Source organism: Caldibacillus thermoamylovorans, from assembly GCF_000751775.1.
GTDB lineage: Bacteria > Bacillota > Bacilli > Bacillales > Caldibacillaceae > Caldifermentibacillus > Caldifermentibacillus hisashii.
In genome coordinates this window covers 1-13,870 of sequence record NZ_CCRF01000084.1, presented here as the reverse complement: position 1 = coordinate 13,870, position 13,870 = coordinate 1, and the positions used below count along the sequence as shown (strand labels likewise).

Genomic DNA, 13,870 nt, shown 5'->3' with positions numbered 1-13,870 from the left:
AGTGTTTTATTGCCTGTTAAGAGCTGGATAAAAATTAAAATTAGCAAAAAGTCATTCTTTGAAAGGAAGTGAATTTATCATGGTAATGCGTGTAACCGGCTTAGCAAGTGGAATGAATATTGATGAAATTGTTGAGAATATGATGAAAGCTCAATCGATTCCATTAAACAAAATAAAGCAACAAAAGACCTTGCTTGAGTGGCAAAGGGATTCATACCGGGAAATGAATACATTACTATTAGATTTCCGATCCCAACTGACAAATATGAAATTAAGTTCATTTTATCGGACGCGATCGGTAGCGAGTACGAATGAGGATATTGTTTCTGCCACAGTTGCTAGCGGTGCGGGACAGTCTTCTTATACTATTTCTAAAATTAGCTCTTTAGCTGTTGCAGAATCACGTATGACAAATTCCGGTATCTCCAAACAGTCTTCTAATAAAGTCGACACAACAAAAAGTCTGTTTACTGTTCAAGGTGCATTTGCAAATAAAATGTCATGGAAACAAGGGAGTGTTGAATCCAAGTCAATCGTCACGAAAGAAGGAGAACCGATAACTCTTGGCTTGGCTGATGGAGTACAAATTACCGATCTTGAAAATATGACCGTTGAAGTTAACGGGATAAAATATACGGTGATTGATAGTGGAACTCCAAAAAGTGGGGAAGTAATGGTAAATAAAGATACCGGGGAGTTAACTTTTGGTGACACGATTGCAGCAAACAGTACGGTTAAAGTGAACTATGTTACCGATAAAAAAGTTGAAAATAAAACCATTACAAAAGATACCACACAAATTCAATTAAAAGGGGCACTTGTTCCTGAACAAATTAAATTAAGTTTTAAAGATAGTGCTGGCACAACTGTTGAATTATCTGATGAATATAAAGAAGTTGATACAAATGGTAATAGAATTGGACAATTAAAAGATGGTGATAAAGTAGTTGGAGAAATCAATTACGAAACCGGTGTTATCACATTTAACTCTGAATTTAGCAAGTATTTTCCTGCAGAAACGGAGAATTCCAAGGAAAAGCCAAAGCTTGAATTGACGATTACGTCCCAACAAAACTATTTTTCTTTTGGCTTAACTACACATACTTCAAAAGGGCAAATAGACGAAAAGTTTCTTATCCAAGGTTCCGAGTCCCTTAATTCCGTCATGTCCAAAGTGAATAATTCGAAACTAGGTGTTACGATGTTTTATGATTCCTATAGTGACAAAGTAACTATGACTCGTAAAGAAACCGGCGTTTATAATGAAAATGGTCAGGAGATCGAATTTACGGATGGAGATTTTTTAACTCAAGTATTAGGGTTTCAAAATGGAGATTCGGGAAATTATATAAAGGCTGAAAATGCTACATTTACGGTCAATGGATTAGAAACTTCCCGGCAATCCAACACCTTCTCCATAAATGGTGTTACGTTCACTTTGAAAAAAACAACAGATACGCCGGTGACAATTAACGTCAACAATGATAATGATAAGCTTTATGAAAATATTAAAAGTTTCGTTGATAAATATAATGAACTTGTTGAGAAAATCGAGAAAAAATTAAGCGAACCGAAATATAAAAATTATTTACCTTTGACTGATGATGAGAAGGAAAAATTGTCGGAAACCCAACAAGAAAAGTGGGAAAATATGGCAAAAAGTGGGATATTACGAAACGATTCTATTTTATCCGGTTTAGTCACACAAATGCGTACGGCCATTTATTCCGCTGTGAATCAAGATGATTTAGACTCGGCGATGAAATCCTTATCTGCCATCGGGATTACAACAACAGCTGATTTCACAACAGCTAAATTAGAAATTAATGAGTCCAAATTGAAAGCCGCCATCGAAAAAGACCCGAATTCAATTGAACTCCTTTTTAACGGAACGGGGGCAACAGATGGTCAGAAAGGTGTTATTCAACGGCTTTATGACAAAGTAAATGCAACGATGGACCAATTAAAGGAGCGGGCCGGTAATTCATATTCGGTCAACAATCAGTTCACCATTGGACGTCAATTGGATGATCTTGATGATCGCATCGAACGTTTTGAAGACCGGCTGGCCGATTTGGAAACCCGGTATTATAGTCAATTTACGGCTATGGAACAAGCAATTCAAAAAGCAAATTCTCAAGCCGCATACCTAGCACAATTTTTTCAATAAATTCATTTAGTCGATTTTCCTAGTTTGAAGTCCAGCTTATAGAGGGAGCGGGGCTACCCGAACTTTTGCGTCCAAATTGATTAACAAATAACCGGTGGAGGGATATTGATTCCCTTCGCCGATTGAATGTTCACTTTATGTTATTTCCGGAAAGGAAGGAATAAACTATGGCAGTGTCTAATCCATATCAAGCTTATCAAGAAAATTCAGTTCTTACTGCATCACCGGGGGATTTAACTTTAATGTTATATAACGGATGCCTAAAGTTTTTAAATTTGGCAAAAAAGGCAATCGAGGAAAAAAATATTACAGAAAAAAATACGAACTTACAAAAAGCACAGAACATCATCAATGAACTGATGGTAACTTTAAATATGGATATTGAAATCTCTAAACAAATGATGGCTCTTTATGATTTTGTAAGAATAAAACTAATTGAAGCGAATGTAAAGAATGATCTTGCTGCCTTAGAAGAGGCCGAATCAATCATGATTGAATTTCGTGATATATGGAAAGAAGTCATTAAGCTAAATCGCCAACAAACTTACACGAAGGACGGGCAAGTATAATGCATCCGTTAAAGGAATGTTATGAATTAACGGCAGAAATTATCCGGTTTTTTGAAGATGAACAAAATGATGATCGAGATAGTAAAATTTCCGTACTGCAAGATAAATTACGGAAAAGGGATGACTTGATGAAAAAAATCACCCCTCCGTTTTCCGATGGGGAACAAGTTCTTGGTAGACAACTACTGCAATTGAACGATCGGTTATTACAATTATTAAATAAAGAAAAAGCGACAATCCAACAGGACATTACAAAAGTTAAAAAGCGAAAAAAAATCCATACAGGCTATATTAACCCATATGGTTCTTTGCAAACGGACGGTTATTTTTATGATAAAAAGAAATAAAGTTAAACCGCATAGGTCAGTGAAATCGTAGTCGCATTTGCACGGTTATTTTTATAATTAAAAGAAATAAAGACAATCAGCTGTCCGTTATGTGGGAGAATTAAATACGGGAAGTTTTTAGGAAGGGTTTGTTTTCCTTCCATTCTTATCATAATATTATCAAATGAAGGAAGATTTTTGGAAGGGGTTGATTTCCCCTTCCATTTTTATCATAATAAAGATAGAAATATAGAAATAATATATTTCTGGAACGAACATAGTTTCAATGAGATGTTTTAGCTTCTCAAAAGTTCATGAATTCGACAAAAGTTTTTTTTGAACAAGCAGGGATTTACTTTTTTTTGGAGAATATGTAAATATAGTTACAAAAAAGGAGGAGTTAGCGCATGAAATTCAACATTCGTGGCGAAAATATCGAAGTAACTCCAGCATTAAGAGAGTATACCGAAAAGAAAATTACGAAATTGGAAAAATATTTTACTGATACGACAGAAGCTATCGCTTATGTCAATTTGAAAGTGTACAATGGTAAAAAAACAAAAGTTGAAGTAACAATTCCGCTACCACAATTAGTATTAAGAGCAGAAGAAGTAAACGACGATATGTATGCAGGAATTGACTTGATTACTGATAAATTGGAGAGACAAATCCGTAAATATAAAACCAAAGTAAATCGCAAATTTCGCGAGTTAAAATCCAATGATCTGTTTGTATCGACACCGGCTCAGGCAACAAAAGATGAAGCAGATGAAAAGGAACTTGAAATTGTCCGGACCAAACGGTTTGATTTAAAACCGATGGATAGTGAAGAAGCCATTCTTCAAATGAACCTATTAGGTCATAACTTCTTTATTTATACCGATGCTGAAACGAATACAACTAATATCGTTTACCGCAGAAAAGACGGGAAATACGGTTTAATCGAAACGGTGTAAATATAAAATTCCACTTATACTTATAAATTAGGAAAACCCGCAAATGACTCAGCTTTGCGGGTTTTTCATATAATTTTTCACTCATTAAAAAAAGCTTTGTTAAAAAATAACAATGTATAAAAAGTGGTAAAATAAGCATATGAAAATTCGGAAATCCAACTATATCTGTCCCGTTCGGAAGTTGTCACTTTCAATTGTTAGTGATATTATATAACGGAATACAGTTATGAGATAAATTTCAGTTTGGTCGATTATTATGTTAATCGACCTGTTTTTAAGCCGGAAGTTTATTGTTAGGTGATTCTTTAAAAGGAGCGTTGGCTAATGGCTAATATTTTAAATAAAGTATTTGATTTTAATAAAAGAGAATTAAAACGGTTAGAGAAAAAAGCGAACCAAATTGAAGCGCTGGCTGATGAGATGGAGCGGCTAACTGATGATCAGTTGCGTGCAAAGACAGTGGAGTTTAAGGATCGAATAAATAATGGGGAAACTTTGGACGATCTTTTAGTTGAAGCATTTGCTGTGGTTCGGGAGGCTGCGCGTCGTGTTCTTGGTTTATATCCGTTCCACGTGCAATTGATGGGTGGCATTGTTCTCCATGACGGGAATATTGCCGAAATGAAAACCGGTGAAGGGAAAACATTAACCTCAACAATGCCGGTTTATTTAAATGCACTCTCCGGAAAAGGGGTCCACGTAATTACTGTCAACGATTATTTAGCAAGACGTGACGCCACTGAAATGGGACAAGTTTACGAATTTCTCGGTTTGACTGTCGGATTAAATTTGTCTGAAATGACTCGTGAAGAAAAACAAGCTGCTTATAATGCCGACATTACCTATGGAACAAATAATGAATTTGGCTTTGATTATTTGCGGGATAATATGGTTCTTTATAAAGAGCAAATGGTACAAAGGCCTTTGAACTTTGCGGTCATCGATGAAGTGGACTCCATTTTGATTGATGAAGCAAGAACACCGCTAATTATTTCCGGTTCTGCAAATAAATCAACCCAACTATATGTTCAAGCGAATGCTTTTGTTAATACATTAAGAGAAGATGTCGATTATACGGTTGATATTAAAACAAAAAGTGTTCAATTAACTGAAGAAGGGATGACAAAAGCAGAAAAGGCATTTGGGATTGACAATTTATTTAATCTCCAACATGTAACACTTAACCACCATATTAACCAAGCATTACGGGCCAAAGCGATTATGCAACGAGATGTCGATTATGTTGTACAAGACGGAGAAATCATTATTGTCGACCAATTTACCGGCCGCTTGATGAAAGGTCGCCGCTACAGTGACGGCTTACACCAAGCGATTGAAGCCAAAGAAGGGGTACAGATTCAAAATGAAAGCAAAACAATGGCGACGATCACCTTCCAAAACTATTTCCGAATGTACGAAAAGCTAGCAGGGATGACTGGTACGGCAAAAACGGAAGAAGAGGAATTCCGTAATATTTATAATATGAATGTTATCGTTATTCCTACCAACCGTCCGATTATTCGTGATGACCGTCCGGATTTGATTTACTCGACAATGAAAGGAAAATTTCGTGCAGTTGTAGAGGATATCGCTGAACGGCATAAAAAAGGACAACCTGTGCTTGTCGGTACTGTTGCCATTGAAACTTCGGAATTAGTCTCACAAATGTTAACGAAAAAAGGGATTAAGCATAACGTATTAAATGCGAAAAACCATGCACGTGAAGCAGAAATTATTGTCCAAGCAGGACAAAAGGGTGCCGTAACAATTGCTACGAACATGGCCGGACGTGGTACAGATATTAAGCTTGGTGAAGGTGTGAAGGAATTAGGCGGACTTGCTGTTATTGGGACAGAACGACATGAGAGCCGTCGTATTGATAACCAGTTACGTGGGCGTTCCGGTCGTCAAGGAGATCCGGGGGTAACACAATTCTATTTATCAATGGAAGATGAGTTAATGCGTCGTTTCGGGTCAGATAATATGAAATCCATGATGCAAAAACTCGGCATGGATGACACACAACCGATCCAAAGTAAAATGGTCACAAGAGCTGTCGAATCAGCCCAAAAACGGGTTGAAGGAAATAACTTTGATGCTCGGAAACGACTTTTACAATATGATGATGTTATCCGACAACAACGGGAAATTATTTATAAACAACGTTTCGAGGTCATTGATTCCGATAATCTTCGTGATGTTGTTGAAAAAATGATTAAATCGGTTATTGAGAAAAACGTTAATTCCTATGCCTCGGCAGAAGAACCACCGGAAAATTGGAATTTAAAGGGACTCGTTCACTTTATTAATGCGAACCTTCTCCCGGAAAATGATATAACCATCGATGTTTTAACCCGTAAAGAACCGGAAGAAATGATTGATTTGATTTTTGCAAAGGTAATTGAACGCTATAACGAAAAAGAAGAACAACTCGGTCCGGAAAAAATGCGGGAATTCGAGAAAGTCATCTTACTTCGGACGGTTGACTCCAAATGGACAGATCATATTGACGCAATGGACCAATTACGTCAAGGGATTCATTTACGTGCATATGGTCAAAGCGATCCGTTACGTGAATACCAAACAGAAGGTTATGCGATGTTTGAAGCAATGGTGGATTCAATTGAAGATGATGTCGCCAAATATATCATGAAATCGGAAATCGTGAATAATTTAAAACGGGAAGAAGTTGCCAAGGGTCAAGCAGTCATTCCTAGTTCTGACGGTGAAAGTAAACCGAAACGAAAACCGATTCGAGTGGAAAAGAAAATTGGCCGGAATGATCCATGCTGGTGTGGCAGCGGGAAGAAGTATAAAAACTGTCACGGTAAAGAAGCTTAAAATTCAAGAGTCGCCTTGGAAAATTTTTGCAGAAAGCGGCCATAATTCACTGCATGGTAAGAGCTTAAAATTCAGAGCGTACCCGCGGACAATTATTGCTGGAAGTGGTCCTGATTCGCTCCATGGTAAAGTGCTTAAAAATCAGAAGCGGACTGGAACAATTTTTGCAGAAAGCGGTCCTTATTCACTTCATGATGGCGAATAGCTACTACGATTCATAGTAAACGTCTATAATAAAACTAAGTTCTTGTCACAATTTGGCTAAGTAAATCATGATATTTGTAAAAATACGCAATTTTTGTCAAAATATTTCCCGGAAAATATAAACGAAATCGCTCCTAAAATTGTTTTACTGAAAAAATTTAAGCTAATATAGTATTGATCATATATAGAACCACACAATATTTGCACTTTGAGCGTAAGTTTTTTGAAAACCGGGCTGTTTAGGTGTTAATCATAAATTGTCGAAAAGAAAATCTAAAAAACCATAGAATACAAAAGTACTTTAGAGGTGATTAATTTGGAATTAGCGGAAATTCGCAATGAACTTGAAAAATCAGCTACACGTTTAGCAGAGTTTAGGGGGTCTCTTTGACTTAGAAAACAAAGAGGCTCGTATTGCCGAACTGGATGAAGTGATGTCGATGCCCGATTTTTGGAATGATCAAGAAAAGGCACAAGCTATCATTAATGAAGCAAATGCCTTAAAAGATCAGGTCAATGAATTTCACGATTTAAATGAAACCTATGAAAATTTGGAAGTGGCATTTGAATTAGTGAAAGAAGAACCGGATCCTGAATTACAAGCAGATTTAGAGAAAGAGCTGCTTGAGTTCATTGAACGTATGAACCAATTTGAGTTGGAACTGTTACTCAATGGGCCTTATGATAAAAATAATGCAATTCTGGAACTTCATCCGGGAGCAGGCGGTACGGAATCACAAGACTGGTGCTCGATGCTCTTAAGAATGTATACACGTTGGGCAGAGCAAAAAGGATTTAAAGTGGAAGTATTAGACTACTTACCGGGAGATGAAGCAGGGGTAAAAAGTGTTACGCTTTCGATTAAAGGGCATAATGCTTACGGCTATTTAAAAGCTGAAAAAGGTGTTCACCGCCTTGTCCGAATTTCTCCGTTTGATGCTGCCGGCCGTCGTCATACTTCTTTTGTTTCTTGTGAAGTTATGCCGGAGATTGATGACAGTATTGAAATTGAAATACGTCCGGAAGACTTACGGGTTGATACGTACCGGGCAAGTGGAGCGGGTGGACAGCATATTAACAAAACATCTTCAGCTGTACGGATTACGCACATTCCAACCGGGATTGTCGTTGCCAGTCAGGCTCAGCGTTCTCAAATTCAAAACCGTGAAACAGCAATGAACATGTTAAGAGCAAAATTATATCAAAAACAAGTGGAAGAACAAGAAAAGAAACTGGCGGAAATTCGTGGTGAGCAAAAAGAAATTGGCTGGGGAAGTCAAATTCGTTCCTATGTTTTCCATCCGTACTCGATGGTTAAAGATCACCGGACTAATACGGAAACCGGGAATGTCCAGGCCGTAATGGATGGGGAAATTGATCAATTTATTGATGCTTATTTAAGGTCGAGAATCCAATGATGTAAAAGGAGTTGCACCTGTCGTCCGTCAGAATTCAATAATGAAAGAAAAAGAGGGCTGGTTCTTGCAACCGGTCCTTTTTTAGTTCAAAGCGCTACTTCCCGTTTTCCACGGGTTAATAATTATTGCAATTCGAACAAAAAAACGAATAAAATATAGTGTGGAAAAGCTTATTCATCGTCTACATATCTTTGCTTGAGCTCAATAGAAAAAAATAAAGGGGTACAGCTATGGGAAAACGGGTTAGAAATACGATACAAATACCGCTAGTGGAAAAATTATTGAGCTATATTTATGTATTAGTGGGTGCCGGCATTGTTGCGGTGTCATTTAATGTGCTTTTACTGCCAAATGAAATAGCTTCAGGTGGAGTTAGCGGCATAAGTACAATTTTACACGGTCTCTTTGGTTGGGAACCGGCTTATGTCCAATGGTCGTTAAACATTCCTCTGTTTATTGCAGGTGTTATTTTTTTAGGATATCAATACGGTATCAAAACCCTGATTGGTACGCTCTTTGTACCTTTTGTTGTTTTTTTAACAAAAGATTTGGAACCGTGGACATTGAATCCAATGCTGGCTGCTTTATTTGGAGGAATTGGTATCGGCCTTGGTATTGGGATTGTCTTTCGTGGGAATGCTTCAACCGGCGGAACGGATTTGGCTGCTCAAATTATTTCTAAATATACCGGAATATCCTTAGGGAAGTCTGTGGCACTCATTGACGGATTAATCGTTATTTCCGCCAGTATTGTTTTTGATATTGAAAAAGGTTTATTCGCTTTAATCGGATTATACTTAACTAGTAAAACGATTGACCTTGTTCAAATCGGATGGAGTCGTTCAAAGATGGTTCTTATTATTACCAATGAGGAAGAAAAAGTAAAACGTGCCATTTTAGATCAAATTGATCGCGGCTTGACGAAACTCAAGGCCTATGGAGGTTACACGGATCAGGAGCGGAATACTATCATGGTTGTCGTGGATCAGTCGGAATTTACCGGACTGAAGCAAGTTGTACGAAACATAGACCCAAACGCCTTTGTTATTGTCGTTGATGCTTCAGAGGTGCTTGGCCAAGGTTTCAAAACAATTCATCGGTAAATTGAAACTTCCATCAGTGGGGGGTGAATCAGACGGACTCTTGCAGGCAGTTTACCTCCACTTTGTAAATTGCAAAATCTTGAAGCCGGGATTTACTGCCCGACAAACTTGCAGCACCTTTTCAAAAATTCGTTGCTGATAAGTTCCGGTATTAGTATTCCATCCGGGGAATCATGTATACTTAATGATAAGTACGAGAATATTTAATGCCGAGAGGTTCAAGTAAGGGGTCGAAAACGAAATGAAGAGGAAGATATTTTACGCTTTTGGCAGTTTCTTTTTGCTGTTATCATTGACAGCATGCGGTGGGAAAAACAATTCGAGCAGTGGAATAACTTCAGATTTAACCGGAGAACAGTTGTTTGCACAAAGTTGTTCCGGTTGTCACGGCGCAGACTTGAAGAAAGGTTATGCACCGGATTTAGATAAGATTGGTTCAAAATATTCTTCTGAAGAGATTCAAGATATTATAGAAAAAGGGATTGGCGATATGCCAGATGGTTTATTAAAAGGTGAAGACGCAAAAAAAGTTGCCGATTGGCTGGCAACGCAGGAATAATATTATAAAACTTCCTCCACATAATTAGGTGGGGGATTTTTTTATTCCAAAGCATAGGTCAAAGGAACTAAAAATCCATCAATAATTTAAAATATAGATCAAAAGTACTAAAAAATCTATCAATAATTTTTTATTTTGTCTTTACCGATATTTGATTCATTATTATAATGATAAGAAGAGAACGACATAATCTTTGGTTATTCTACAAAAAATGGTAAATCCCCCAATAAAACCACACCTTCTGAAACATAAATGTAATCTTTTTTTATCTCAATTTGTCAAAATATGATGTTATAATGGTAGATGTGTAGAAAATTGCAGACGATAAAATAAAAAGTTGATATATAAGAAATGACAAATTTAGATAGGTGATTGTAAATGATTGTTATGGAAAATGTATATAAAAAGTACCCGAATGGTGTTGTGGCAGCCAATGGGATCGATGTGGCGATTGAGCAAGGAGAATTCGTTTATGTCGTTGGTGCAAGCGGTGCGGGGAAATCTACTTTTATAAAAATGATGTATCGTGAAGAAAAGCCCACAAGTGGAAAAATTATTGTTAATGGTATAGATATAGCAAAATTAAAAAGTAGTAAAGTTCCTCTCTTTAGAAGAAGCATTGGTGTTGTTTTCCAGGATTTTAAGCTTTTGCCGTCTTTAACGGTATATGAAAATGTTGCTTTTGCCCTAGAAGTAATTGAAGAATCCCCGAGAATCATTAAAAAAAGAGTTATGGAAGTACTAGAATTGGTTAATTTGAAACATAAAACCCGTATGCTTCCTTCTGAGTTATCCGGCGGGGAGCAGCAACGGGTTTCTATAGCGAGATCAATCGTTAACTCACCAAGTATTGTCATAGCGGATGAGCCGACGGGAAACCTTGACCCTGATACGTCATGGGAGATTATGAAAACATTTGAGCAAATCAATTCTCATGGAACGACGATTGTCATGGCAACTCATAATAAAGATATTGTGAATACGAAAAAACATCGTGTTATTGCCATTGACGGAGGAATGATTGTCCGAGATGAACAACGAGGTGATTACGGTTATGAAGCTTAGAACAATCGGACGACATGTACGGGAAAGTTTTAAAAGCATTTGGCGTAATGGCTGGATGACTTTTGCGTCAGTAGGTGCTGTTACAGTTACGCTTCTTTTAGTTGGCGTTTTTTATGTGATATTAATGAATTTGAATGAAGTAGCTAATTCCATTGAAGAAGATGTAACCATTAAAGTTTTGATTGATACAACAGCAACCCCGGAGCAGCAGAAGGCACTCGAGACGGAACTGAAAAGTATGCCTGAAATCAAGTCGGTTGTATTTTCTTCAAAGGATAACGAGCTAAATCAATTAGTTGATAGTTTTGGACAACAAGGGGAAATTTTAAAGCTTTACGAACAGGAAAATCCGCTCAATGATGCCTTTCTTGTTAAGGCAGCAGAACCCGAAACAACGAAGCAGGTGGCTAAAAAAATTGAAAAGTTGGAAAGTGTTCACCTTGTCAATTACGGCCAAAATGATGTAGATAAATTATTTAAGATTATTAGTATCAGTCGTAATGTCGGTCTTGTGATCATCATCGGATTGCTATTAACAGCGGTTTTCTTAATTTCAAATACGATCAAAATTACGATTGTTGCCAGAAGAAGAGAAATTGAGATTATGCGATTGGTTGGTGCAACAAACGGTTTTATTCGCTGGCCGTTCTTTTTGGAAGGATTGTGGTTAGGTATCTTTGGGTCAATCATACCTATAACTATTATCGCAATTCTCTATAAAAATATTTATGGATACTTGGCACCAAAACTGGAAGGGAATTTTATTCAAATTCTTGAATTCACTCCTTTTGTCTATCAAGTAAGTCTACTTTTACTGTTGATGGGCTGCATCATTGGTGTATGGGGAAGTATGATGTCTGTACGTAAGTTTTTAAAAGTTTAATAGACTTTTTTCAGCTAATAGGAAAATATAATTTTTCAATTTCTACTTTCCTAACGCATAAGTGCACAAGGAAAGCTTCGCGGGATTACATCGCAACAGAAAAAATTTTATGTTTTTTCGGTGAACTACGGCTCTGCTCTCGCCTAAAGGCTCAGCAATCGCCGAGTTTTCATAATAACTTATCTGGTCCTTTTTTTCTTTGTATGGAAAAAGGGCCACATACATAATAATTCAACGGGTAAAGGAGGAAAAGGGTTGGAAGGAAAGAAGCTTACATTAGCAATCACACTTACTTTAGGATTAACAACTGTGTTAAATGGTTCTTTTGTTCATGCCGCATCAGTTTCTGAGCTGAATAAACAACAAAAAGAGTTAGAGCAAAAGAAATCGAGTGTCAATTCCGAATTAAATGAGGCATCCCAAAAACTTGAGGAAAATAAAAGTAATCAAGTAGCATTAAGTGCAGATATGCAAAAATTGGATGCAGAAATTCAAGAAGCGACACAAAAGTTGGACGAAATTAATCAACAAATAAACCAAAAAAATCAAGAGATTACGAATTTAGAAAATGAAATTAAACAAATAGAGGAAAGAATAAAAAAACGTGATCAGCTCCTGAAAGAACGTGCCCGGGCTATGCAAGCGAACGGATCGGTTAAATATTTGGACGTTTTACTAGGGGCACAGAGTTTTACAGATTTTATTAGCCGCGTAACTGCAGTTTCCACAATTATGGAGGCTGATAAATCAATTATTGAAGAACATAAACGGGATCACAAATTATTAAATGAAAATAAATTGAAACTTGAGCAAGAAAAAGCACAAATCGAAACTTTAAAAGGGCAATTGGAATCAACAAAAGCAACATTAGAAACGAAAAAGGCAGAGAAAGATCAAATTTTAGCCAAGTTAAAAGAAGAACACGATTCCATAGAAGAGTACTATATGGATTTACAAGAACAGCAACAAGTGTATGCAAACCAAGAAGCCGCTATAAAGAAGGCCATTGAGCTGGAACAAAAGAGACAAGCTGAAGCAGCAAAAGCTCAACAACGGGAAGCAGCTGCAAGTGGCGGTGGAGGAAGTTCTGCACCGGCTGCACCTGTAACAGGCGGATTATTTATTCGTCCGACTGGCGGATCGATAACATCCGGATTTGGTGGTCGTGGGTCAGGACATCATTTTGGAATTGATATCGGCGGTTCAGCAGGGGATCCTGTCTATGCGGCAGCATCAGGGGTTGTCTACCGTTCCTATTACTCCTCGAGTTATGGTAATGTTGTATTCATAACCCATTATATTAATGGACAAACATATGATACAATTTATGCTCACCTTTCATCCCGAAGCGTTAACGAAGGCGACGTCGTTCAGCAAGGCCAATATATCGGTGCAAAAGGGACAACCGGACAATCAACTGGTGTTCACTTACATTTTGAACTTCATGTTGGAAAATGGAATGTTGCGAAATCCAATGCCGTCGACCCAAGAAGCTATATCCATTTTTAATAAACGCTAAGATGAAATGGATGAAGGAAAAATCACCTTTTTCTTTTATAAAAACTACCGGAAAATAAATGATCCGGTAGTTTTTTAATGGTTTCGGGGCAGGCAATAAAAGTAAATACGCCTGGCATGAAGATTTCGATTAAAAGCAAAATTGCACGTCGAATTCACATCGCAGAATCTAGATCAGACAATCAATTCCGATATATTAAAAATAAAATTGCACGTCGAATTCACATCCTTATTGGAGATTATATATTAACGTATAAG

General features: G+C 37.2%; 11 protein-coding genes. All 11 read left to right on the top strand.

The window, feature by feature from the left end; all coding sequences use genetic code 11:
- Positions 1 to 79 precede the first annotated feature (79 nt).
- The 11 genes from fliD to BT1A1_RS14490 all read left to right on the top strand — a co-directional run bounded on the left by fliD (position 80) and on the right by BT1A1_RS14490 (position 13,603).
- A complete protein-coding gene (gene fliD, locus BT1A1_RS14545) occupies positions 80 to 2,170 on the top strand; it encodes a flagellar filament capping protein FliD (RefSeq protein ID WP_034772592.1) in 2,091 nt (696 codons plus the stop codon).
- A gap of 167 nt (positions 2,171 to 2,337) precedes the next feature.
- Entirely contained in the window at positions 2,338 to 2,739 is a 402-nt protein-coding gene (fliS, locus tag BT1A1_RS14540) for a flagellar export chaperone FliS (RefSeq protein WP_034772591.1), read from the top strand.
- On the top strand, positions 2,739 to 3,086 hold the full coding sequence (locus BT1A1_RS14535; RefSeq protein WP_034772589.1) for a flagellar protein FliT: 348 nt from the start codon (positions 2,739 to 2,741) through the stop codon (positions 3,084 to 3,086). Before fliS ends, BT1A1_RS14535 begins: the two co-directional genes overlap by 1 nt.
- A gap of 386 nt (positions 3,087 to 3,472) precedes the next feature.
- On the top strand, positions 3,473 to 4,021 hold the full coding sequence (gene hpf / locus BT1A1_RS14530) for a ribosome hibernation-promoting factor, HPF/YfiA family (protein WP_034772588.1): 549 nt from the start codon (positions 3,473 to 3,475) through the stop codon (positions 4,019 to 4,021).
- 324 nt (positions 4,022 to 4,345) lie between these two features.
- Positions 4,346 to 6,862, top strand: a complete 2,517-nt coding sequence (gene secA, locus BT1A1_RS14525) for a preprotein translocase subunit SecA (RefSeq protein ID WP_034772586.1) — start codon at positions 4,346 to 4,348, stop codon at positions 6,860 to 6,862.
- A 520-nt stretch (positions 6,863 to 7,382) separates the two neighbouring features.
- A protein-coding gene (prfB, locus tag BT1A1_RS14515) for a peptide chain release factor 2 (protein WP_156103257.1) occupies positions 7,383 to 8,484 on the top strand; the annotation gives its coding sequence in 2 pieces (ribosomal slippage) (positions 7,383 to 7,454 and positions 7,456 to 8,484; 1,101 coding nt in all).
- Between the two features lie 230 nt (positions 8,485 to 8,714).
- Complete coding sequence (locus BT1A1_RS14510; protein ID WP_034772582.1) at positions 8,715 to 9,587, top strand: YitT family protein; 873 nt, start codon at positions 8,715 to 8,717, stop codon at positions 9,585 to 9,587.
- A gap of 241 nt (positions 9,588 to 9,828) precedes the next feature.
- A complete protein-coding gene (locus BT1A1_RS14505) occupies positions 9,829 to 10,146 on the top strand; it encodes a c-type cytochrome (protein WP_034772580.1) in 318 nt (105 codons plus the stop codon).
- A 378-nt stretch (positions 10,147 to 10,524) separates the two neighbouring features.
- On the top strand, positions 10,525 to 11,211 hold the full coding sequence (gene ftsE, locus BT1A1_RS14500) for a cell division ATP-binding protein FtsE (RefSeq protein WP_034772578.1): 687 nt from the start codon (positions 10,525 to 10,527) through the stop codon (positions 11,209 to 11,211).
- Positions 11,201 to 12,094, top strand: a complete 894-nt coding sequence (gene ftsX, locus BT1A1_RS14495) for a permease-like cell division protein FtsX (protein WP_034772576.1) — start codon at positions 11,201 to 11,203, stop codon at positions 12,092 to 12,094. Before ftsE ends, ftsX begins: the two co-directional genes overlap by 11 nt.
- A gap of 255 nt (positions 12,095 to 12,349) precedes the next feature.
- The gene (locus BT1A1_RS14490) at positions 12,350 to 13,603 is read left to right on the top strand and encodes a murein hydrolase activator EnvC family protein (protein WP_034772574.1); all 1,254 of its coding nucleotides are present in this window, start codon (positions 12,350 to 12,352) and stop codon (positions 13,601 to 13,603) included.
- Positions 13,604 to 13,870: the final 267 nt, after the last annotated feature.